Annotated in this window: 24 protein-coding genes; 15 read left to right on the top strand and 9 right to left on the bottom strand. The window is 69.8% G+C overall.

What is annotated here, in order from left to right; genetic code table 11:
• The first annotated feature begins 103 nt into the window (after positions 1-103).
• Together DY245_RS11080 and DY245_RS11075 are read left to right on the top strand one after the other, a co-directional pair.
• Positions 104-1108, top strand: coding sequence for an aldo/keto reductase (locus DY245_RS11080; protein ID WP_128506137.1), 1005 nt, complete (start codon positions 104-106; stop codon positions 1106-1108).
• Positions 1109-1248: 140 nt separating this feature from the next.
• Positions 1249-1830, top strand: a complete 582-nt coding sequence (locus DY245_RS11075; protein WP_128506135.1) for a TetR/AcrR family transcriptional regulator — start codon at positions 1249-1251, stop codon at positions 1828-1830.
• 249 nt (positions 1831-2079) lie between these two features.
• On the opposite strand, the gene DY245_RS11070 is transcribed toward DY245_RS11075, so the two are convergent.
• The 4 genes from DY245_RS11070 to DY245_RS11055 form a co-directional block, all read right to left on the bottom strand.
• On the bottom strand, positions 2080-2835 hold the full coding sequence (locus DY245_RS11070) for an anthrone oxygenase family protein (RefSeq protein ID WP_181923612.1): 756 nt from the start codon (positions 2833-2835) through the stop codon (positions 2080-2082).
• Between the two features lie 100 nt (positions 2836-2935).
• Positions 2936-3316: a hypothetical protein gene (locus DY245_RS11065; RefSeq protein ID WP_181923611.1), complete on the bottom strand. Its 381-nt coding sequence runs from the start codon at positions 3314-3316 to the stop codon at positions 2936-2938.
• 247 nt (positions 3317-3563) lie between these two features.
• The gene (locus DY245_RS11060; protein WP_128506213.1) at positions 3564-4202 is read right to left on the bottom strand and encodes a response regulator; all 639 of its coding nucleotides are present in this window, start codon (positions 4200-4202) and stop codon (positions 3564-3566) included.
• Between the two features lie 8 nt (positions 4203-4210).
• Positions 4211-5437 (bottom strand): sensor histidine kinase, encoded by a 1227-nt coding sequence (locus DY245_RS11055; RefSeq protein WP_128506133.1) that lies wholly within the window; start codon positions 5435-5437, stop codon positions 4211-4213.
• Between the two features lie 152 nt (positions 5438-5589).
• On the opposite strand from DY245_RS11055, the gene DY245_RS11050 reads away from it, so the two are divergent.
• The gene (locus DY245_RS11050) at positions 5590-6060 is read left to right on the top strand and encodes a hypothetical protein (RefSeq protein WP_244942976.1); all 471 of its coding nucleotides are present in this window, start codon (positions 5590-5592) and stop codon (positions 6058-6060) included.
• A 116-nt stretch (positions 6061-6176) separates the two neighbouring features.
• Here the strand turns inward: DY245_RS11050 and DY245_RS11045 are convergent, their stop codons facing one another.
• Complete coding sequence (locus DY245_RS11045; RefSeq protein ID WP_128506130.1) at positions 6177-7559, bottom strand: glycine--tRNA ligase; 1383 nt, start codon at positions 7557-7559, stop codon at positions 6177-6179.
• Between the two features lie 210 nt (positions 7560-7769).
• Here DY245_RS11045 and DY245_RS11040 point away from each other — a divergent pair, with 210 nt between their 5' ends.
• The 4 genes from DY245_RS11040 (at position 7770) to DY245_RS11025 (ending at position 11016) form a co-directional block, all read left to right on the top strand.
• A complete protein-coding gene (locus tag DY245_RS11040; RefSeq protein ID WP_128506127.1) occupies positions 7770-8732 on the top strand; it encodes a metal ABC transporter substrate-binding protein in 963 nt (320 codons plus the stop codon).
• Positions 8733-8773: 41 nt separating this feature from the next.
• The gene (locus tag DY245_RS11035; RefSeq protein ID WP_128506125.1) at positions 8774-9553 is read left to right on the top strand and encodes a metal ABC transporter ATP-binding protein; all 780 of its coding nucleotides are present in this window, start codon (positions 8774-8776) and stop codon (positions 9551-9553) included.
• Between the two features lie 14 nt (positions 9554-9567).
• Positions 9568-10464, top strand: coding sequence for a metal ABC transporter permease (locus tag DY245_RS11030; protein WP_128506123.1), 897 nt, complete (start codon positions 9568-9570; stop codon positions 10462-10464).
• Positions 10465-10587: 123 nt separating this feature from the next.
• Positions 10588-11016 (top strand): Fur family transcriptional regulator, encoded by a 429-nt coding sequence (locus DY245_RS11025; protein WP_128506121.1) that lies wholly within the window; start codon positions 10588-10590, stop codon positions 11014-11016.
• Positions 11017-11100: 84 nt separating this feature from the next.
• Here the strand turns inward: DY245_RS11025 and DY245_RS11020 are convergent, their stop codons facing one another.
• The 3 genes from DY245_RS11020 to DY245_RS11010 are packed head-to-tail and all read right to left on the bottom strand — an operon-like array spanning position 11101 to position 12950.
• Positions 11101-11910, bottom strand: coding sequence for an isoprenyl transferase (locus DY245_RS11020; protein WP_128506119.1), 810 nt, complete (start codon positions 11908-11910; stop codon positions 11101-11103).
• A 59-nt stretch (positions 11911-11969) separates the two neighbouring features.
• The gene (recO, locus tag DY245_RS11015; RefSeq protein ID WP_128506117.1) at positions 11970-12716 is read right to left on the bottom strand and encodes a DNA repair protein RecO; all 747 of its coding nucleotides are present in this window, start codon (positions 12714-12716) and stop codon (positions 11970-11972) included.
• A 48-nt stretch (positions 12717-12764) separates the two neighbouring features.
• Complete coding sequence (locus DY245_RS11010; protein ID WP_425329367.1) at positions 12765-12950, bottom strand: hypothetical protein; 186 nt, start codon at positions 12948-12950, stop codon at positions 12765-12767.
• Between the two features lie 145 nt (positions 12951-13095).
• Between DY245_RS11010 and DY245_RS11005 the strand changes: the two genes are divergently transcribed.
• From DY245_RS11005 to DY245_RS10970, 8 genes are all read left to right on the top strand, one after another.
• Complete coding sequence (locus DY245_RS11005; RefSeq protein WP_128506112.1) at positions 13096-13929, top strand: helix-turn-helix domain-containing protein; 834 nt, start codon at positions 13096-13098, stop codon at positions 13927-13929.
• Entirely contained in the window at positions 13911-14201 is a 291-nt protein-coding gene (locus DY245_RS11000) for a DUF397 domain-containing protein (protein ID WP_128506110.1), read from the top strand. The genes DY245_RS11005 and DY245_RS11000 overlap by 19 nt, the downstream gene beginning before the upstream one ends.
• Positions 14202-14444: 243 nt before the next feature.
• Entirely contained in the window at positions 14445-15911 is a 1467-nt protein-coding gene (locus tag DY245_RS10995; protein WP_128506108.1) for an ATP-binding protein, read from the top strand.
• Positions 15908-16336: a roadblock/LC7 domain-containing protein gene (locus tag DY245_RS10990; protein ID WP_128506106.1), complete on the top strand. Its 429-nt coding sequence runs from the start codon at positions 15908-15910 to the stop codon at positions 16334-16336. The genes DY245_RS10995 and DY245_RS10990 overlap by 4 nt, the downstream gene beginning before the upstream one ends.
• Positions 16333-16695: a DUF742 domain-containing protein gene (locus DY245_RS10985; protein WP_128506104.1), complete on the top strand. Its 363-nt coding sequence runs from the start codon at positions 16333-16335 to the stop codon at positions 16693-16695. The genes DY245_RS10990 and DY245_RS10985 overlap by 4 nt, the downstream gene beginning before the upstream one ends.
• Positions 16670-17302: a GTP-binding protein gene (locus tag DY245_RS10980; protein WP_381397759.1), complete on the top strand. Its 633-nt coding sequence runs from the start codon at positions 16670-16672 to the stop codon at positions 17300-17302. The genes DY245_RS10985 and DY245_RS10980 overlap by 26 nt, the downstream gene beginning before the upstream one ends.
• The gene (locus tag DY245_RS10975; protein WP_128506102.1) at positions 17299-18675 is read left to right on the top strand and encodes a cytochrome P450; all 1377 of its coding nucleotides are present in this window, start codon (positions 17299-17301) and stop codon (positions 18673-18675) included. The genes DY245_RS10980 and DY245_RS10975 overlap by 4 nt, the downstream gene beginning before the upstream one ends.
• Positions 18591-19826 carry a cytochrome P450 family protein gene (locus tag DY245_RS10970; RefSeq protein WP_128506099.1) on the top strand — a complete coding sequence of 412 codons (1236 nt, stop codon included), beginning with the start codon at positions 18591-18593 and terminating at the stop codon, positions 19824-19826. Before DY245_RS10975 ends, DY245_RS10970 begins: the two co-directional genes overlap by 85 nt.
• A gap of 128 nt (positions 19827-19954) precedes the next feature.
• On the opposite strand, the gene DY245_RS10965 is transcribed toward DY245_RS10970, so the two are convergent.
• Positions 19955-20662 (bottom strand): TerB family tellurite resistance protein, encoded by a 708-nt coding sequence (locus DY245_RS10965; protein WP_128506097.1) that lies wholly within the window; start codon positions 20660-20662, stop codon positions 19955-19957.
• Positions 20663-20852 lie beyond the last annotated feature (190 nt).

The following is a 20852-nucleotide window of genomic DNA, read 5'->3' as shown; positions in this document are numbered from 1 at the left end:
CACATGACGGCTGACAGATATTGAAATCTGTCAGCCGTCATGTCATAGTGAATGCACGGCAGGGTCCCCCCTCCCGCATCCCCTCTCACTTTTGGAGCACGTCGTGCAGACCCGCACCCTGGGCACCACCGGCCCGCAGACCTCCGCCCTCGGCCTCGGCTGCATGGGAATGTCCGCCCTCTACGGCGACAGCGACCGAGCCGAATCCATCGCGACCATCCATGCCGCCCTCGAAGCGGGCATCACCCTGCTCGACACCGGCGACTTCTACGGCATGGGCCACAACGAACTGCTGATCAACGAGGCGCTGCGCACCGCCCCCGCCGCGGCCCGCGAGAAGGCGCTGACCAGCGTCAAGTTCGGCGCCCTGCGCACGGTCGAAGGCGGCTTCACCGGCTATGACGGCCGGCCGAACGCGGTGAAGAACTTCGCCGCGTACTCCCTCCAGCGCCTGGGCACCGACCACATCGACATCTACCGGATCGCCCGCGTCGACCCCGGCGTCCCGATCGAGGAGACCATCGGCGCCATCGCCGAGCTGGTCGAGGCCGGACACGTCCGGCACATCGGCCTCTCCGAGGTGGGCGCCGAGACCCTCCGCCGGGCCGCCGCCGTCGCCCCGATCTCCGACCTCCAGATCGAGTACTCCCTCATCTCCCGCGGCATCGAGGACGCGATCCTGCCCACCGCCCGCGAGCTGGGCATAGGCATCACCGCGTACGGCGTCCTGTCCCGCGGCCTGATCAGCGGTCACTTCAGCCGTGACCGCAAGCTCGCCGCCAACGACTTCCGTGGCAGGAGCCCGCGCTTCCAGGGCGAGAACCTCGACCGCAACCTCGATCTGGTGGATGCGCTGCGCAAGATCGCCGAGCAGAAGGGCGTCTCGGTCGCGCAGACCGCCATCGCCTGGGTGCTCTCCCGTGGCGAGGACATCGTCCCGCTGGTCGGCGCCCGCCGCCGCGACCGTCTGGCCGAGGCGCTCGGCGCCCTGGACTTCACGCTGGACGGTGACGACCTGGCCGCGATCGAGCGCGCCGTCCCGGCCGGCGCCGCCGCCGGCGACCGCTACCCCGCCGAGCAGATGGCCCACCTGGACAGCGAGCACTGACCGCCGGGGCACGCGAGGGACACCGCCAGGTACCGTCCGTAGGTATCCGGCGTACGGACCCGGCGTGCGGACCCGGGTGCGTACGCACCTCTCCGCCGCCCCCGTCCCGCCCGCTCTCACCGAAAGGCCGGCCCCGCCCCATGCCCCCCGAGACGTTGACCCCCGAGCGCATCCTCGAAGCCACCGAGGAGGTGCTGCGCCGCTACGGCCCGGCCAAGGCCACGGTCGTGGACGTGGCGCGCGCCCTGGGTGTCAGCCATGGCAGCGTCTACCGCCACTTCCGCACGAAGGCGGCGCTGCGGGAGGCGGTCACGAAGCGCTGGCTGGACCGTACGAGCGAGAAGCTGTCGAGCATCGTCACGGAGGAGGGGCCGGCCGAGGAGCGGCTGGACCGCTGGCTGACCGCTCTCTTCGAGGCGAAGCGGCACAAGGCCGGCGACGACCCCGAACTGTTCGCCACCTACACGACCTTGATCGGCGAGAGCGGCGGCGTGGTCGACCGCCATGTCACCGATCTGGAAGCCCAGCTCACCACCATCATCGAGGCCGGCGTCAGCCAGGGCGCCTTCCACACCCCCTCCCCCGCCACCACCGCCCGCGCCGTCTTCGACGCCACCGGCCGTTTCCACGACCCGTGTTACGCCCCCGAGTGGTCCCGCCCGGAAATCACCACCGACTTCGAGGCCGTCCGGGACCTGGTCCTCCGGGGCCTGCGCAGCTAGAGGGTTGCTTGCCTGCCGCGGCTCTGGAAGCTGTAGTTCTGGGAGCCGTAGCCCTGGGGGCAGTAGTTCTGGAAGCCGTAGTTCTGGAAGCCGTAGCCCTGAGAGCAGGGGGCGTCGTGCCCGGTCTCGCTATGCCTGGGGCGACCGGCCTGGGGCGACCGGCCTGAGGCGACCGGCCTGGGGCGACCGGCCTGGGGCGACCGGCCTGGGGCGGCCTGCCTGAGGCGGGTCACCTGACGCGACCGCCCCCTACGCCGTGCCCGCCGTGCCGTGCAGGAAGAGGGCCCAGGCGAGCAGGCCGAAGGCCGCGGTGTGGGCGAGGGCGCGGACGATGTTCCAGGTGACCCATCGGCGCTCGAAGCTGTCCCTGGCCGCCTTGAGCCGGTCGCGGCGGCTGCCGTCACCGGGCCCGTCACTCGCTCCGCCACCCAAGCGCCCACCCGGTCCGCCGGCCAATCCGTCACCCGGTCCGTCGCCCGATCCTTCACCCGGTCCGTCGCCCGGTCCGCCGCCCGGTCCGTCAGCCAATCCGTCACCCGATCCGTCGCCCGATCCGTCGGTGGCCCCCTCGCTCGTCTCGGCCTTGTCGAGGGCGTTGTTGAGCGGGACGTTGACTCCGCTGGTGACGAAGAATCCGGCCATGTACAGCACCAGCGCGGCGAGGATCCAGGGCAGGGCCACCCGCCCGGGCCCGTTCCAGGCCAGCACCGTGGCGAGGATCAGTAGCGGGATCGGCAGAAGAAAGGGGAGCAGGAACCAGCCGTTGATGATGGCCCTGTTGATGTTCTGCATGGCCTGTACGAAGGTGCGGTCGCCGGACCGGCCGAGGCCGGGCATCACGGCGTAGGCGAAGGCGGCGAACAGGCCGGCCATCAGGCCCGCACCGAGCGTCGCGAGGAGGAGCGTGGTGGTCTGCAGTGCCCTCGTGGCTCCTCCGTATCCGGGACGTGGGCCCGACCCTACCGAGACCGGCCCCCGCAGGGCGGCAACCCCCTGCCCACGCACGCACACCCCTGCACACGCACGCCCCTGCGCACACATGCCCCTGCCCGGGTCGGGTCTCCGGGTGGAGGCCCGGCCCGGGGGAACCGTGGCCGGTGAACGGCTACCGCTCCAGGAGGATCGAGTTGATCGGCGTGAAGTCCCTGTCGTAATACGTCCAGGGCGGCGTGGTGCCCCCGCATCCGGTGCCGTTGTACCCCGTGCAGACCCGCACCGTGGCGCCGCCGGACTGGTTGTTGAAGATGCGGTGCGTCCCGAATTGGTTGCTGAGGTTGTGGGCCCCGTAGCTGTAGTAGACGAGGGACGGGTGGCCGCCGTTCCACCCCGCGTTCTGCGGGTAGATGCACACCGCGCCGTAAGGACACCCCTCGTAGGTGCCTGCCGCCGCCGCTGCGGTTCCGGCCGTCCCGACCACCACACCCGCCGGGACGACAAGCGCCGCGACGGCCGTCGCCACCAGGCCGGCTCGCTTCAGTACGGACATCTGGGATTCCCCCTTCTCAGGCACCCCGCGAGTCGAATGTCGCGGGCACACCGTTGCAGGTGCCTGACAGCTGGTCAGCCTGTTCCAGTGGGGTGAATCGCGCAACGTTTTTCGGCTATATCCGAATACGTCCGGCCCCGCCGCACCCAGCCGCACCCCTCCCGGGAACGCTAAGCCGCCGCCCCTTCAGCCGCCCGCCCCTTCAGCCGCCCGCCCCTCAGCCGCCAACTCCCCAGTCGCCCGCCCCTCAGTCCCCCACACCAAGGAAGTGCAGTACCGCCAGCACCCGCCGGTGATCGGCGTCCGCCTTCGGCAGGTCCAGCTTGGCGAGGATGTTGTTGATGTGTTTGGCAACCGCGCTCTCGCTGACCACGAGCTGGGCGGCGATGCCCGCGTTGGAGCGGCCCTCGGCCATCAGGGCGAGGACATCCCGTTCGCGGGCCGTCAGCCGCTCCAGCGGATCGCTCGCCCGCCGTACCAGCAGCTGGGCGACGACCTGCGGGTCGAGCGCGGTGCCGCCGTTCGCGACCCTGCGCAACGCCTCGATGAACTCCTCGACGTCCGCGACCCGTTGTTTGAGCAGATAGCCCACCCCGCTGGTGTTCGTCGCGAGCAGATCGGCCGCGTACCGCTCCTCGACGTACTGGGAAAGCATCAACACAGCCGTGGTGGGCCATTTCTGACGGATCGACAGTGCGGCCCGCACCCCCTCGTCCGTGAAGCCGGGCGGCATCCGGACATCCACCACCGCGAGGTCCGGCCGGTGTTCCTCCACCGCCGCCAGCAGCTCCTGGGCGTCCCCCGCCTCGGCCGCCACCTCGAACCCGGCCATCTCCACCACCTTGACCAGCCCGATCCGCAGCAGTACGGAATCCTCGGCGATCACGGCACGCCTCACATCGGGCACGGCAGCTCCACGCTCATCATCGTCGGGCCCCCCACGGGGCTGCTCATCCGGAATGTTCCGTCCACGGACCCCACGCGCTGGGCAAGCCCCCGCAGGCCGCTCCCCTTGGACGGATCGGCCCCGCCCACTCCGTCGTCGGCGATCACCACCCGAAGTATCCCGCCGAGCCGGGTGACCGTCACATCCGCCCGGGTCGCCTCCCGCGCATGCTTGGCGATGTTCGTCAGCGCCTCGGAGACCACGAAGTACGCGACCGCCTCGACGGCCGGCGCCGCCCGTTGCGGCAGATCCGCCGGCAGATCCACCCGCAGCCGTACGGGCAGCGGTGCGCGGGCCGCGAGACCCGAGAGCGCCGCATCCAGCCCCAGCTCGTCCAGGACGGCCGGATGCAGCCCGCGCACAAGGTTGTTCAGCTCCTCGATCGCATCCTTCGCCTCGCGGTGCGCCGCATCGATGACCTCCTGTGCCTCCGGGGGCAGATCCGTCAGCGTGGCCTTGGCCAGCCCCAGGTTCAGGGCCAGCGACACCAGCCGCTGCTGTGCGCCGTCGTGCAGATCGCGCTCGATCCGGCGGCGTTCCGCGTCGGCGGCGTCCACCGCACCGGCCCGGCTCTCGGTGAGATCCTCCACCCGCTGCGCCAGCTCGTCGGACCGGCTGACGCCCAGCACCGCCCGCCCGACCAGGTTCTCCAGCCGTACGAGCCCCGCGGCCAGCGTCGGCACCGCGGTGAGCGCCAGCAGCCCCAGCACGGTGAGGTAGGAGGCCGTGGTGGTGAATCCACGGTGGGCGAGCCGCCACTCCCACGGCGCCGCCCAGACCCACACCAGTACGAGCGCCGCCGTCAGCGCCACCAGCACCAGCGCGAGCAGCAGGAATTCCAGTACGCCGAGCAGCGGGCCGACCAGCCAGTTGTAGCCGAACTGCCGCTTGGTCCGCCCGAACCGCAGCCGCGGCAGATCCACCCCGCACAGCGCCCGGAACCGCCACCGCTGCGCCTCGGTGAACCCGTATCCCGCGATCACCAGCAGAGTCATCGGCGCGGGCAGGACGAACGGGGCGGCGTCCGAGCTCCCGTCCAGGAGTCCGGCCAATTGGGTCAGCGCCCAGAAGAAGAGCAACGGCGGGGCGAGGTGCAGCGGCACCCCCGCGGCGATGAAGAGCACGTCGCGCCGCAGCCGTACAACAGCGCGCCGCAGCCGGGGTGGAATGTTCATGATCAAACGATAGGGGCGCGCGGTGGGCGGCAGCCATGAACCCTCTGCCCGGATCGGGGGTGTAGCTGGTGCCACCCCAAGTCGGAAAGCGGCGTTACTGACTGTGGCCGGCGGAAACCGGAGTCTTGATCACGAGCCCGACGGCCGGGTTCATGACACCGGAAGAGACCCCTGCCATGGCCCTCATCTCCTACAACTCCCCATCCCCCAGCGGCAGTTATCCCATCATCCGGGCGGCCCGTGGCGCCGTGCAGCTCACCGTGGCGCGCCGCTGGCAGGGCCGTATCCTGACCGGCGCCGGTCTCGCCCTTCTGCCCTGGCTCGGCTACCTCGCCGCCACCCTCCCGCCCGCGGAGGCCGCCGCCTGGGTCGCCCTCGACACCCTGGAGGCCGCCGCCCTTCTCGCCGCCGGCACCCGCCTGCTGCGCGCCGACCCGCGCCATCGCGCCCCCGCGGCCGCCGCGGCCGTCCTCCTCCTCGCCGACGCCTGCATCGACCTCGCCACCGCCGCCCCGGGCGCGGAGCTGGCCACCGCCATAGCCATGGCCGTAGGCGCCGAACTCCCCCTCGCGGCGCTGTGCGTGGCCCTCGCCACCCGCCGTACGGCCGAGCAGCGCCGCTGACGAAACCTCCGGCGCACACAAAAGCGCCGGCCGGACCCGGAAAACCGAGCCCGACCGGCGCTTGAGGTCAAACGTGGGCAACGCCCCGCGCTACATCGGCGGCGCCCCGCGAAGGCTTAGCAGCCCAGCAGCCGCCCGCCCAGGTAGGACTGGATCTGGTCCAGGGACACCCGCTCCTGCTTCATGGTGTCGCGCTCGCGCACGGTCACCGCGTTGTCGTCGAGGGTGTCGAAGTCCACCGTGACGCAGAACGGGGTGCCGATCTCGTCCTGGCGACGGTAGCGGCGGCCGATCGCGCCCGCGTCGTCGAACTCGATGTTCCAGTTCTTGCGCAGGTCGGTCGCGAGGCCCTTGGCCTTCGGCGACAGCTGCGGGTTGCGCGACAGCGGCAGCACCGCGACCTTGACCGGCGCCAGGCGCGGGTCGAGCTGCATGACGGTGCGCTTCTCCATCTTGCCCTTGGCGTTGGGCGCCTCGTCCTCGATGTACGCGTCGAGCATGAAGGCGAGCATGGCGCGGTTCACGCCGGCCGCCGGCTCGATGACGTACGGAGTCCAGCGCTCGCCGGCCTCCTGGTCGAAGTAGGAGAGGTCCTGGCCGGACGCCTTGGAGTGCGCCGAGAGGTCGTAGTCGGTGCGGTTGGCCACACCCTCCAGCTCGGAGAACTCGGTGCCGCCGAAGTTGAAGCGGTACTCGATGTCAGCGGTGCGCTTGGAGTAGTGCGAGAGCTTCTCGGCGGGGTGCTCGTACCAGCGGATGTTCTCCTCGCGGATGCCGAGGTCGCGGTACCAGTTCCACCGCTGCTCCATCCAGTACTCCTGCCACTGCTCGTCCTCGCCCGGCTTGACGAAGAACTCCATCTCCATCTGCTCGAACTCGCGGGTCCGGAAGATGAAGTTGCCGGGCGTGATCTCGTTGCGGAAGGACTTGCCCATCTGCGCGATGCCGAACGGCGGCTTCTTGCGGGAAGTCTGCTGCACCTGGGCGAAGTTGGTGAAGATGCCCTGCGCGGTCTCGGGGCGCAGGTAGGCGACCGAGGCGGTGTCCTGGGACGGGCCGAGGTGGGTGGAGAGCAGGCCGGAGAACTGCTTGGGCTCGGTGAAGCCGCCCTTGTTGCCGCAGTGCGGGCAGTTGATGTCGACGAGGCCGTTCTCAGGGAGCTTGCCGTGCTTGGCCTCGTATGCCTCCTCCAGGTGGTCGGCGCGGAAGCGCTTGTGGCAGGAGGTGCACTCGGTGAGCGGGTCGGTGAAGGTGGCGACGTGGCCGGACGCCTGCCAGACCTCGGGGGCCAGGATCACCGACGAGTCGAGACCGACGACGTCTTCGCGGGAGGTGACCATGGCGCGCCACCACTGACGCTTGATGTTCTCCTTGAGCTCGACACCCAGCGGACCGTAGTCCCAGGCAGCCCGCGAGCCGCCGTAGATCTCACTGCAGGGGTAAACGAAGCCACGGCGCTTGCTCAGGCTGACGATGGTATCGATCTTGTCGGCGGCCACGGTGCTCTCTTCATTACGACGACGAACGATGGATGGGCGGCGCCCTAGCGTCTCGATGTGGGGTGGTGGTTGGGAGACGGCTGGGCGAATAGTTCAGGGTACCGGCGGCCGTGCCCCCCGGACCAAATCGGTTCCGGCGACTGTCGTCCCGCTCACACCCACCCCGCGCTTTGTTGACAATCGTTTCCAACTTTGTTGAAAATGAGTGTCATGAACATACGCCGTCACATATCCACCGCGGCCGTCGCCGGAGCCTCGGTGCTCGGCCTGCTGGCCCTGTCCGCCTGCTCCCCCTCGGGCAGCACGCACACCGCGGACGGCAAGCTGAAGGTGACAGCGTCCTTCTACCCCATGGAATTCCTCGCCCAGCAGATCGGCGGGAAGCACGTCGAGGTCTCCGACCTCACCAAGCCGGGCGTCGAGCCGCACGACCTGGAGCTCACCCCGCAGCAGACCGGCCGGCTCGGCGAGTCCGGCGCGATCGTCTACCTCAAGGGCCTGCAGCCCGCCGTGGACGACGCGGTCAAGCAGTCCGGCGTCAAGAACGTCGCCGACGCCGCCGCCCTGACCTCCCTCGAAGAGCACGGCACCGAGGTCGACGGTCACCACCACACCACCGGCGACAACCACTCGCACTCCGAGGCCGAGGGCGGCAAGGACCCGCACATCTGGCTCGACCCCGTGAAGTACGCCGAGGTCGCCAAGGGCGTCAACAAGACCCTCGCCAAGGCCGACCCGGACCACAAGGCCGACTTCCAGAAGAACACCGACACCCTGGTGAAGAAGCTGGAGGCGCTGAACAAGGAGTTCCAGGACGGGCTGAAGAAGCGGGCGTCCGACACCTTCATCACCACCCACGCGGCCTTCGGCTACCTCGCCGAGCGCTACGGCCTCACCGAGGAGGCCATCAGCGGCCTCGACCCCGAGTCCGAGCCCAGCGCCAAGCGCATCAGGGACCTGCACTCCCTCGCCACCGAGCACCACGTCTCCACGATCTTCTTCGAGACGATCGCCAACCCGGCCACCGCCAAGGCCCTGGCCGGCGATCTGCACCTGAAGACCGATGTCCTCGACCCGCTTGAGGGCATCACCGCCAAGTCCCGCGGCAAGGACTACTTCGGCGTCCAGCGCGCCAACCTCGCCGCGCTGCAGAAGGCTCTCGGCAGCAAGTGAGCCGGCCCGCTCAACCACCCCGGCATGTGACGGAGGTCACCGTGAACCAGCCGCTCCCCCAGCCGGTCATCGACCTGCGCGGCGCCACCGCCTCGCTGGGTGCCCGCCCCGTGCTGCGCGGCGTCGACCTCACCGTCCACACCGGTGAGGTCGTCGCGCTGCTCGGCGCCAACGGCTCCGGCAAGTCCACCGCCGTACGGTCCGTGATCGGCCAGGTCCCGCTCACCGGCGGCGAGCTGTCCCTCTTCGGTACGCCGTTCCGCCGGTTCAGGGACTGGGCCCGGATCGGCTACGTGCCGCAGCGCACCACCGCGGCCGGCGGTGTCCCCGCCACCGTCCGCGAGGTCGTCACGGCCGGCCGGCTGGCCCGTACGAAGCTGGGCATCCTGCGCAAGGCCGACCGGGCCGCGGTGCACCGTGCGCTGGAGCTGGTCGGGATGGCCGACCGCGCCAAGGACTCCGTCAACGCGCTCTCGGGAGGACAGCACCAGCGCGTGCTGATAGCCCGCGCGCTGGCCGGCGAACCGGAACTGCTGATCATGGACGAGCCGATGGCCGGCGTCGACCTGGCCAGCCAGGAGGTGCTGGCGAGCGCCCTGCGCGAGCAGGTCGGCCGCGGCACCACGGTCCTGCTCGTGCTGCACGAGCTCGGCCCGTTGGAGCCGCTGATCGACCGCGCGGTGGTACTGCGGGACGGCTGCGTCGTCCACGACGGCCCGCCGCCCGAGGCCGTGGGCCAGCATGCGCTGCCCGGCCACGACCATGTCCACCCGCACGCCGACGCCGCCGCGGAGCCGATCCGTACCGGCCTGCTGAGCTAGGGGCCGCTGAGCTCATGGAAATCCTGAACTACGCCTTCATGCAGCGGGCCCTGATCGCCGCCCTGATCGTCGGTATCACCGCCCCCGCCATCGGCATCTACCTGGTCCAGCGCCGCCAGGCCCTGATGGGCGACGGCATCGGCCATGTCGCCCTCACCGGCGTCGGCCTCGGCTTCCTGCTCAACCAGAGCCCCGTCTGGGTCGCCACCGCCGTCGCCATCGTCGGCTCCATCGTCATGGAGCTGATCCGCTGGTACGGCAAGACCCGCGGCGACCTCGCACTGGCCATGCTGTTCTACGGCGGTATGGCGGGCGGTGTGATGCTGATGAACCTCTCCGACGCCGGCTCCAACGCCAACCTCGGTACGTACCTCTTCGGCTCGATCACCACCGTCTCGCCGCAGGACATGACGACGATCTATGTCCTCGCCGGCCTGGTGCTGGCGATCACGGTCGGGCTGCGCCGCCAGCTGTTCGCGGTCTGCCAGGACGAGGAGTTCGCCCGGGTGACGGGCCTGCCGGTCCGGCTGCTGAACCTGCTGGTCGCCGTCACCGCCGCGGTCACCGTCACCGTCGCCATGCGCGTCGTCGGTCTGCTGCTGGTCAGCGCCCTGATGGTGATCCCGGTCGCGGCCGCCCAGCAGATCAGCCGCAGCTTCGCGGTCACCTTCGCGGTGGCCGTCGCAATCGGTGTCGCCGTCACCCTTACGGGCACCACCACCTCGTACTACGTGGACGTGCCGTCCGGTGCGACGATCGTGCTGTTCGCCATCGGACTGTTCGTGATCTTCACCGCGCTCGCCGCCCCACTGGCGAAAAAGCGCGCCAGGGCTGCCGCTGAGGCCGCCAAGGGGTGCACCCTGGAGGTACCCGGCAGCCGTACCCCCGACGACGTCAGCGTGAGCGGCTAGGTGGGTAGCGTCGTGTCGGCAGGTAGCGGTACGCGTAAGCGTCCCACCGGAACCCCGGTCATCACCTGGCACAATGGCGGGACGCATTGCAGGGGGAAGTCCTGAGGCCTTAGGGAGGCAACGGTGGCGACGAGCGCGGGTTCTCCGGTACGCGGCCGGTCGACGCGGCAGCGGACCGCGGTGTCGGCCGCACTCGACGAGGTGGACGAGTTCCGCAGCGCCCAGGAGCTGCACGACATGCTCAAGCACCGGGGTGACTCGGTCGGGCTGACCACCGTCTACCGGACGCTGCAGTCACTCGCGGACGCCGGCGAGGTCGATGTGCTGCGCACCAGCGACGGGGAGGCGGTCTACCGCCGGTGCAGCACCGACGATCACCACCATCACCTGGTGTGCCGGGCCTGCGGCAAGGCCGTCGAGGTCGAGGGCCCCGCGGTGGAGAAGTGGGCCGACCAGATCGCCACCGAGCACGGCTTCCAGGACGTCGCGCACACGATCGAGATCTTCGGGACGTGCGGCGACTGCGCCGACCGCTCCGGCAAGGAGCACTGAACACGCTCCGGACGCTGACAAACACGAGAACGGGCCGCCTCCGATGACCACGGAGGCGGCCCGTTCTCGCTGTTCTCAGGTGGCCTACCGCCCGTCGGGCTCCGGCGCCGCCCCGAACCTGCGGTCCCGCTTCGCGTACTCCAGGCACGCGTCCCACAGATTCCGCCGGTCGAAGTCCGGCCACAGAATGTCCTGGAAAACCATCTCGGCATAGGCGCTCTGCCAGATCAGGTAATTCGAGGTCCGCTGCTCACCGGACGGGCGGACAAAGAGATCCACATCCGGCATGTCCGGGTAGTACATGTACTTCGCGATGGTCTTCTCATTGACCTTCGACGGGTCCAGCTTCCCGGCCTTTACGTCTGCGGCAATCGCCGCCGCCGCATCCGCGATCTCCGCGCGCCCGCCGTAATTCACGCAGAAATACAGCGTCATCGCGTCATTGTTCTTGGTCTGCTCCTGGGCGATCTGGAGCTCCTGCACCACGGACTTCCACAGCTTCGGCATCCGGCCGACCCACCGGATACGAATACCCAGCGCGTCCATCTCGTCCCGGCGCCGCCGGATCACATCCCGGTTGAAGTTCATCAGGAACTTGACCTCGTCGGGCGACCGCTTCCAGTTCTCCGTCGAGAAGGCGTACAGCGAAAGGTTCTTCACGCCCATCTCGATGCAGCCCTTGAGGACGTCCAGGACGACGCCCTCGCCGACCTTGTGGCCCTCGGTGCGCGGCAGCCCGCGCTCCTTGGCCCACCGGCCGTTGCCGTCCATGACGACGGCCACATGGTTCGGGACGAGCTCACCGGGGATCTTCGGCGGCCGGGCACCGGAGGGGTGCGGCTCGGGCCTCTCGTACTCGCGCCGGTTACGGCCCAGAATCCCGCGTCGTGCCATGCGGCCCACGTCTCCTATGTGTCGCTTCGAGGGGTTCGTTATCGCTTGTGTCTGTTGCTCTACTGCTCTACGTACCGGAGGGAGCGCAGGCCCCGCTCCAGATGCCAGTGCAGATACGCCGTGACCAGCCCGCTGCCCTCGCGGGCATGGCGCGCCTCGCAGGCGTCCGCGGTCTCCCAGTCGCCCGTCAGCAGCGCGCTCAGGAGCCCAATGGCCTCCGAGGAGGGTACGACGCTCCCCGGCACCCGGCAGTCCCCGCAGATCACACCGCCCGCCGCCACCGAGAAGAACCGGTTGGGACCGGGCAGCCCGCACCGTGCACAGCTCTCAAAACTTGGCGCATAACCGTTCACCGCGAGCGAGCGCAGCAAGAAGGCGTCCAGCACCAGATGCGGTGCGTGCTCACCGCGGGCCAGCGTCCGCAGCCCGCCGACCAGCAGCAGATACTGCTGTACGGCCGGCTCGCCCTCGTGGTCGGTGAACCGCTCGGCGGTCTCCAGCATCGCGGTGCCGGCCGTGTAGCGGGCGTAGTCGGTGACGATCCCGCCACCGTACGCGGCGATCGTCTCGCTCTGCGTACACAGCGGCAGCCCGCGCCCCACCAGCTCGCTGCCGCGCGCATAGAACTGCACATCGACATGCGAGAACGGCTCCAGCCGCGCCCCGAACTTCGACTTCGTCCGCCGCACCCCACGCGCCACGGCCCGCACCCGCCCGTGGCCACGGGTGAGCAGCGTGATGATCCGGTCCGCCTCACCCAGCTTCTGGGTGCGCAGCACGATGCCGTCGTCGCGGAACAGACTCATGGCGCCCATTCTCACCTATGGGGCGGGGGCGGGGGGGGCCGCGGTCCCTCAGGCCCGCTCGCCCCGGGAGCGCTCCGCCAGCGCGTCGGCCAGCTGCCGGGCGACCTCCATCGAGCACCGCCCCAGTTCGACGAGCGGCGGCATGTACCGATGCGCGATCGAGACGGGGTCGGGGCGCAGTGACGGCAGGACGACTCCTGCGCGGGCGAGGGCTTCGCGCAATTCCGTCGTCACGGTTTCCACTTCCTTGAGCTGCTGCATGATCGTCCGCACTTTCCGCGAGGGGTTTCACTGTTTGCATGCAGAGCGTGACGCTGCGGAACTACGCTGCGCAATGAGATCGGCACTACAGCTGCCTTGCACGCAAAGAGAGTCAGCCATGGCCAATGCCTCGCGACAGGCAGCATGGGAATTCTGGGGCGCGGAACTCAAGCGACGGCGCGAGGACGCCAAGCTGACTCAGGACGCGCTGAGGCGGATGGTCTTCGTGTCCGGCGCATACATCGGCCAGTTCGAGCAGGCGATCCGCAAGCCGCAGCTGGATGTGGCGATCCGGATCGACGAGGTTCTACAAACCGACGGTTTTTTCGAGCGGACCTGGCGGAAGCTGATCGACGACAAGCGGTACGCGGACTATTTCGCGGCTGCGGCGGAGCTGGAGCAGCTGGCGACGAAGATCTGCGAGTTCGAGTCGATGATCGTGCCCGGGTTGCTACAGACAGCGCCGTACACGCGCGCAGTCACACTCGCGAACAACCCGCTCGCGGCCGACGAGTACATCGAGGACAAGGTCCACGCCCGGCTCGATCGGGCGATCATCCTCAAGGAGGCCACACGGCCCTTGTATTGGGCAGTCCTACATGAGGCCGTACTACGGGTGCCGGTGGGTGGACCGGGTGTGATGGCCGAGCAGTTGGAGCACATCGCGCGGCTCGCACGCGAAAGGAAGATCCTGTTGCAGGTCCTCCCGTTCGCGGCGAGGGCGCACCCACTCATGGGCCGCATGCTGACGCTCATGGAGTTCGAGGACGCCCCGCCAACCGCCTATACAGAAGGCGTGTATTCGGGGAATTTGCTGGACGATCCGGCCTTAATGAAACGCGTTCAGGAGAGCTACGATCAGGTCAGGGCCGCCGCGCTGTCGCCGGAGGCGTCCCTGACCCTGATCCGATCGGCGGCGGAGGACTACAGACGATGCGCGAGTTCGACCTGAGCACCGCTAAGTGGCGCAAGAGCAGCTACAGCGACGGCAATGGCGGCAGCTGCGTCGAGGTCGCCCACGACTTCCCGGGCGCCGCCCGCTGGCGCAAGAGCAGCTACAGCAACGGCGAGGGCGGCAAGTGCATCGAGGTCTCGGACGACCTCCCCGGCCTCGTTCCCGTCCGTGACAGTAAAAACCCTCACGGCCCCGCAATCGCCTTTGCGGCGCCCGCCTGGTCCGAATTCATCTGCGCCGTCAAGAACACGCAATTCCGGGCCGTCTGACCGGCCTTCACCAAGCGCGCACAACAGAGACACAGCGGCCCCGCCATCTGCCCTGGATGACGGGGCCACATCACGTTATGGTCCGGGTCATCGCGGGCGGAAGGTGACCTTCCGTACTTCTCAGTCGCCCCCTGGATCTGCCCCTCACGGCACGTCAACTGCCCGGTAGCATCCGGTGATGTTCGGCGACACGACGCCGTGAATGGCCGGCCGACCCAGTCAGTACCCCAATTGAGGATCTCGATGACATCCATACCGGAGGCGCTGTTGTGGTGCCTCAGTGCAGGTACGGCCGCCGCCGTGGTCCTGGCGGCGCTCTCGATCCGGGCGAGCGGACAACGCAAAGCCCTGAGAGCGCGCCTTGCCGCCGCTGAGGAACAGAACAGCGCCACGCTCCACAGCAATACGGAGCTGTCGGCCCGGCTGCGCGCCACCGAGGCCGAGATCCGGCATCTGGCCGGGACCCGGCTCCCCGACCTGACGATGGCGCTGGCCCACCCGCATGTGCCCGTGCGGGGGCTGCTGGACGCGCGGTTCGCCGGGTCGGAGACCGACCAGGCGCTGAGCGCCGTACTGGAGCAGGTCAGCGAGGCCATCACCAGCGAGCGGACCCGCGTCGACGCGGCCGCACAGTCCACCCTCCGGGGCGCGACCACCACCATCCAGGCGCTGCTCTACCAGCTCCAGACGGCGCTTCAGGAGATGCAGCACCGCTACGACGACCCGGACGTCGCCCAGGACCTGCTGAACGCCGACTTCCTCAACGAGCAGGCGCTGCGGCGTATTCAGGCCACCGGTGTCGTGTGCGGCGCCTGGCCGGGGCTGACCCGGGAGGACTCCTACCTCGCCGAGCTGGTCGTCGGCGCCAGCTCCCGGCTGCGCGGCTACGAGCGCGTCACGATCAGCAATCAGCTGCGCGACCCGGTCGCCGTCGTCGCGCGGGCCGTCGAGCCGATCGCGATCACCGTCACCGAGCTGCTGGCCAACGCACTGCACCACTCGCACCGTGAACTGCCCGTCACCGTCACCCTCCAGCAGGGCAACCGCGGCGCCTCGGTCATCATCGACGACTACGGCGTCGGTATGCACGACGACGAGATCAAGGCGGCCATGGAGCTGCTGGCGGGCGACGACAACCTGCTGCTCACCCAGCTCGGTGACCCGCCGCGGTCCGGTTTCGCGGCGGCCGGTCAGCTGGTGCGCCAGTACGGCTACGGCGTGCATGTCGAGCCGTCGCCGTACGGCGGTGTGCGGGCGGTCGTGTACATCCCGGGCGACCCCCTCCTCACCGTCCTCGACGAGAGCGCCCAGCCCATGTCCGTGATGGCTCCCCTGCCGCACCGTTCCGGTGTGCCGGACCGGTCCGCCTCCATGCTGCCGACCGGCGCCACGGCGTCCGCTCCCACCGCTCCCGCCCCGGCCGCAGCACCCGCCCCGGCCACCGCGCCGGCGCCCCGCCAGGCCGACCGGTTCGATCCCGCGCCGCCGGCCGAGCCGGCCGCCCCGGCCGAGGGTGAACTCCCGCGCCGGCGCCGCCGTAAGCCCGTATCCGAACTCGATGAAAGTGCATCGCGCACCGAATCGTTTCCCGAGCGCTCCCCGGAGGAGACCGGAACCCGCTGGGCCGCGCTCCAGCGCGGCACCGAAACCGGCCGGGCAGCCGCTCAGTCAGAACCCCCTCGCAGTCCCGAAGGGAACGCCCAGTCATGAACAGCCCCACCCGCCGCCGTGTTGCCGAGGACAAGTCCTGGGTGCTGGCACCTCTCCTGGAGTTGCCGCATGTTATCCACGCTGCCGTCATCTCCGGCGACGGCTTCATCGAGGGCGCCTCGCCGGGCCTGGAGCGTGACTCCGCCGAGGGTGTCGCCGCGATGATGTCCGCGCTCCAGGGCGCGGGGCGTGCCGTCACCGCGGCGTTCGCCGGCAAGGACGACACCCGGCTGCGGCAGACCGTCATCGAGTCCGACGAAGGCTTCGTCTTCGCGATCCCGGCCGGCGAGAACACCTGCCTGGCCGTCTTCGCCGACCCGGAGGTGAACATGGGCGTCGTCGCGCACCATATGCAGATCCAGGTGACGACCCTGGGCAACAAGGTCATGAACAGCCCGGCCCGGGGCACCGGTAACCCGGCATGACCCCGCGCCAGAGCAGCGGAAGGCGCCTCGTACCGGCCTATCTTGCGACCGGCGGACGCGCCCAGCCCAGCCGCAACACCTTGGACCGGCTCACCCTGCTGCACGGCGTGGGGATGCCGATCACCAGCGAGGTACGCCCGGAAGAGCACCGCATCCTGGAGCTCCTGGAGCCCGGGGCGCTGTCTCTGGCCGAGGTCGCCGCCCACCTTCACCTGCCCGTCAGCGTGGTGAAGGTGCTGGTGGCCGACCTTGTCGATGCCGGGCGGCTGCACGCCCGTGTCCCCATTCCCGAAGCCGAGCAATACGACCGGCACATCCTGGAGAGGGTTCTCGATGGACTCCGCTCTCTCAAGTGCTAGCGCCGGCACCGGCGCGAGCACCGGCAACATGTACCTCTCCGGCGACAACCAGACACTGGTCAAGCTGCTGGTCGCGGGCCCGTTCGGGGTCGGCAAGACCACGCTCATCCGTGCGCTGTCGGAAACCCCGCCGCTGCACACCGAAGAGGTCATGACCCAGACCGGCGCGATCGTCGACGATCTCGCCGGTGTCCGGGAGAAGACCACCACCACCGTCGCCATCGACTTCGGGCGGCTGACCCTGCCCGGGGACCTGGTGCTGTATCTGTTCGGCACGCCCGGACAGAAGCGCTTCCGTCCCCTGTGGCAGGACATCGCCCGCGGCGCACTGGGCGCCCTCGTCCTCGCGGACACCCGCCGGCTGGCGGACTCCTTCGAGGTGATGGACATCGTCGAGGAGGCCGGGCTGCGCTATGCCGTCGCGGTCAACACCTTCCCCGACGCGCCCCAGTACGACGCCGAAAAGCTCCGCGAGGCGCTCGATCTGCACCCCGAGACGCCGCTGGTGCTGTGCGATGCCCGCGACCGGCAGCAGTCCGTCGATGCGCTGATCGCGCTCGTCGGACATGTCCTGGCCCACACCCCCGAGGAGAACCCGAACCCGTGACTTCCCCGCACCAGCCGGGAGCCGCACCGCCACCGGGCTGCCCGGCGCACGCCGCGGCACCGCAGGCACCGGCCCAGCCCGACGCGCAGACGCCGGTGAAGCTCTACGGACCGGAGTTCGCCGCCGACCCGCACCGCACCTACGCGCACCTGCGCCAGTACGGCGCGCTGGCGCCGGTCGAGATCGCGCCCGATGTGACCGCGATGCTGGTCACCGACTACCGGGCGGCGCTCGACCTGCTGCACGACGACACCACCTGGTCCAAGGACTCCCGGGAGTGGATGACCACCGTCCCGCCGGACACGCCGGTCATGCCGATGCTGATGTGGCGCCCCAACGTCTTCTGGACCGACGGACCGGCGCACGTCCGCTACCGGGACGTCATCGTCGACAGCTTCCGGCTCGTCGAGCCGCATGAGCTGCGCGCCCGTGTCCACCACGCCGCGGACACCCTGATCCAGCGCTTCGGCGCACACGGCGAGGTTGATCTGATCGCCGACTATGCGCGGCTGATCCCGCTGCTGATGTTCAACAACCTCTTCGGGCTGCCGGACTCGTACAGCGACCGGCTCATCGACGCCATCGCGGGGATGCTGGACGGCACCTCCCCCGAGGAGGCGGCCGCCGCCAACGACGCGTACACCCGCTACATCATGGAGCTGGTCGGCGCGAAGAAGGCGCAGCGCGGGCCGGACCTGACCTCCTGGTTCATGGACCACCCCAACGCGCTCAACGACGAAGAGCTGATCCACAACATCATCCTCACGATGGGCGCGGGCAACGAACCGCTCGCCAACCTCATCGGGAACGCGCTGTCGCGGATGCTCTCCGACGACCGCTACTACCACACCCTGACCGGTGGCGCGCTGACCGCGCACGACGCCATCAACGAGGTGCTGTGGAACGACCCGCCGATGGCCAACTACTCGGCCCACTTCCCGGTCCGTGATGTCTTCTTCCACGGCACCTGGGTGCGCAAGGGCCAGCTGGTGATGGTGTCGTACGCGGCCGCCAACAGCCAGTTCGACACCACGTCGCTGGGGACTCCGGGCTCGGGCGGCGGCTCGCACCTGGCGTGGGCGGCCGGCCCGCACGCCTGCCCCGTGAAGCGGCATGCGCTGCTGATCGCCACGACCGCCATCGAGCGGCTCACCGCCTGGCTCTCCGACATCGAACTGGCCGTGGACGCAGGCGAGTTGGCGTGGCGCAACGGTGCCTTCCACCGGGCCCTCGTCGCGCTCCCGGCCCGCTTCACCCCCATCACCCCCGACCAGGCAGGAGCCACTCCGTGGCAGAACAGGGACAGCAGCCCTACGTCATCGACCCGGTCGGAAGCGATATCCACGGAGAGGCAGCCCGCCTCCGCGAGCTAGGCCCGGCCGCGCTGATCGAACTCCCCGGCGGTATCGAGGCCTGGTCGGTCACCAGCCACACCCTGCTCAAGGAGCTGCTGACCGACGACCGGGTCTCCAAGAACCCCCGGGACCACTGGCCGGCCTGGCAGCGCGAGGAGATCCGCAGCAGCTGGCTGCAGTCGTGGATCGGCGTCACCAACATGTTCACCGCGTACGGCGCCGACCACCGGCGGCTGCGCAAGCTGATCGCCCCGGCGTTCACCGCCCGCCGCACGGACGCCATGCTGCCGCGCGTGGAGCGCATCACGCAGGCTCTGCTGGACGACCTCGCACAGCACCCCGGGGGCGCGCCCGTGGACCTCCGTGCGCGCTTCGCCCACCCGCTGCCCATGCAGGTCATCTGCGAGCTCTTCGGTTTCCCGGAAGGCGAGCCGCGCGCCGAACTGGCCCGCCTCGTCGAGGCCATCATGGACACCACGGCCACCCCGGAGCAGGCGGGCGCCACCGCCGCTGCCGTCCACACGCTGCTGACCGGCCTGGTCGACGCCAAGCGCGAGCAGCCCGCCGACGACCTGACCAGCCTCCTCGTCTCCGCGCGGGACGACGAGGGTCACCGGATGACCGAGCAGGAGCTGCTGGACACCCTTCTGCTCGTCATCGGCGCCGGCCACGAGACCACCGTCGATCTGCTGGGCAACGCCGTGTACGCGCTGCTCACCCACCCCGACCAGCTCAAGCTGGTGCTGTCGGGGCAGGTCCCGTGGAACTCCGTCATCGAGGAGACGCTCCGCTGGTCCCCCAGCATCGCCAACCTCCCGCTCCGCTTCGCCGTGGAGGACATCGAGATCCCGGGCGGTCCCACCATCCGCAAGGGCGAGGCCATCCTTCCGGCGTACGCGGGGGCCGGGCGTGACCCCGGATTCCACGGCGACACGGCCGCCGCATACGACATCCGGCGCACCGGGCAGGAACACCTCGCCTTCGGCCATGGTGTCCACCACTGCCTCGGCGCCCCGCTGGCCCGTATGGAGGCCCGGATCGCCCTCCCGGCGCTCTTCGCCCGCTTCCCCGACCTCCAACTGGCCGTACCGGCCGAGGAGTTGGAGCCAACGAGCGGCTTCATCTCGGGCGGTCTGCGTGGTTTGCCGGTCCGGCTGACGTCCGGCTGAGTTCTGCTGCGTCCGGCTGAGTCCGGCCGGCGCCGGGCCGCTCCGGCACCTCCGCCGCCGTTTCCGGCAGACGACCCCGTCACCTCGTTCTTGGTGGCGGGGTCGTTCCGATGAAGCGGCTGCCGCGCTCAGGACGGCGTACGCGCCGCCGTGAGCAACCGCTCGGTGTCGGCGGGGCGGAGCATCAGCGCACCGCCCACGGTGGTGAGGACCTCCCGCTCGGCGGGCGTGTAGGAGCCGTCGGCGAGCGCGATCCGTGCGCCCTGGAGGAGCAGCGACTCCCGTCCGGCGGGGGCGAGATGGGGGGCCAGTGGCTCCAGCGACTCATGGAGCTCTATGGCCAGCGCGGTGCCGCACGGGTCGAGGCCGTGGTGGCCGCAGTGGCCGCCGGTCACCGCGTCGTAGGTGCCGGTCAGCCGGCCGGTGTCGGCGGCGAGGGCGGCGAGGAGGGTGAGCAGCTGGTCCTCGGAGCAGTCCGTGAAACCGGCCGCGCGGACCGTGTCGACGGCGGTGTCGCGGACGGCGCGGGAGGAGGTGCCGCCGGCGGCCAGCAGCGCGAGGGTGATGGTGTGGACGGCCTCCCTGAGCATCGCGGAGAAGCGGACGGTGGTGGGGTGGTCGAGCGCGTCCAGGCCGAAGTGGCCGTGACAGGCGGAACACTCCAGGACCGGGCCGGTGACACCGCGGGAGAGGAGCGGGACGCCGAGGACGGTGAGGCGGCGTTGGCCGGTCCTGCGGAGATAGTTGCGGTCACCGCCGCAGTCCGGGCAGAAGAACTCGCCATCGGCGACGGTACGCCAGGACGTGCGCACACCCATCACACACATCTTGTGCATCTCGTCAGCCCTCCGTAACTCCCCCGTAGCCCTCAAGCCACGGGTGGGGGTCCCCAGCCCAGCGGTAGCTGGGTGGGTACCACCATGACCCCGTCGCCGTATTGGACGTGATGTTAGCCACATGATTGATGCGGCGTCAGCACCTCGTATCGGACAACTGGCCGGATGGCGCAGGGCTCCGCCCCTCCAA

The sequence above is a fragment of the Streptomyces inhibens genome, assembly GCF_003389455.1.
GTDB lineage: Bacteria > Actinomycetota > Actinomycetes > Streptomycetales > Streptomycetaceae > Streptomyces > Streptomyces inhibens.
Note: the sequence above shows the minus strand (reverse complement) of the source record. Positions and strands in the feature narration are given on the sequence as shown.

Excerpts from the sequence above, each read along its gene's own strand:
- DY245_RS11075 (WP_128506135.1), top strand. The coding sequence starts at position 1,249 with ATGCCCCCCGAGACGTTGACCCCCGAGCGCATCCTCGAAGCCACCGAG.
- DY245_RS11065 (WP_181923611.1), bottom strand. The coding sequence starts at position 3,316 with ATGTCCGTACTGAAGCGAGCCGGCCTGGTGGCGACGGCCGTCGCGGCG.
- DY245_RS11055 (WP_128506133.1), bottom strand. The coding sequence starts at position 5,437 with ATGAACATTCCACCCCGGCTGCGGCGCGCTGTTGTACGGCTGCGGCGC.
- DY245_RS11050 (WP_244942976.1), top strand. The coding sequence starts at position 5,590 with ATGACACCGGAAGAGACCCCTGCCATGGCCCTCATCTCCTACAACTCC.
- DY245_RS11040 (WP_128506127.1), top strand. The coding sequence starts at position 7,770 with ATGAACATACGCCGTCACATATCCACCGCGGCCGTCGCCGGAGCCTCG.
- DY245_RS11030 (WP_128506123.1), top strand. The coding sequence starts at position 9,568 with ATGGAAATCCTGAACTACGCCTTCATGCAGCGGGCCCTGATCGCCGCC.
- DY245_RS11020 (WP_128506119.1), bottom strand. The coding sequence starts at position 11,910 with ATGGCACGACGCGGGATTCTGGGCCGTAACCGGCGCGAGTACGAGAGG.
- recO (WP_128506117.1), bottom strand. The coding sequence starts at position 12,716 with ATGAGTCTGTTCCGCGACGACGGCATCGTGCTGCGCACCCAGAAGCTG.
- DY245_RS11005 (WP_128506112.1), top strand. The coding sequence starts at position 13,096 with ATGGCCAATGCCTCGCGACAGGCAGCATGGGAATTCTGGGGCGCGGAA.
- DY245_RS11000 (WP_128506110.1), top strand. The coding sequence starts at position 13,911 with ATGCGCGAGTTCGACCTGAGCACCGCTAAGTGGCGCAAGAGCAGCTAC.
- DY245_RS10995 (WP_128506108.1), top strand. The coding sequence starts at position 14,445 with ATGACATCCATACCGGAGGCGCTGTTGTGGTGCCTCAGTGCAGGTACG.
- DY245_RS10990 (WP_128506106.1), top strand. The coding sequence starts at position 15,908 with ATGAACAGCCCCACCCGCCGCCGTGTTGCCGAGGACAAGTCCTGGGTG.
- DY245_RS10985 (WP_128506104.1), top strand. The coding sequence starts at position 16,333 with ATGACCCCGCGCCAGAGCAGCGGAAGGCGCCTCGTACCGGCCTATCTT.
- DY245_RS10980 (WP_381397759.1), top strand. The coding sequence starts at position 16,670 with ATGGACTCCGCTCTCTCAAGTGCTAGCGCCGGCACCGGCGCGAGCACC.
- DY245_RS10965 (WP_128506097.1), bottom strand. The coding sequence starts at position 20,662 with ATGCACAAGATGTGTGTGATGGGTGTGCGCACGTCCTGGCGTACCGTC.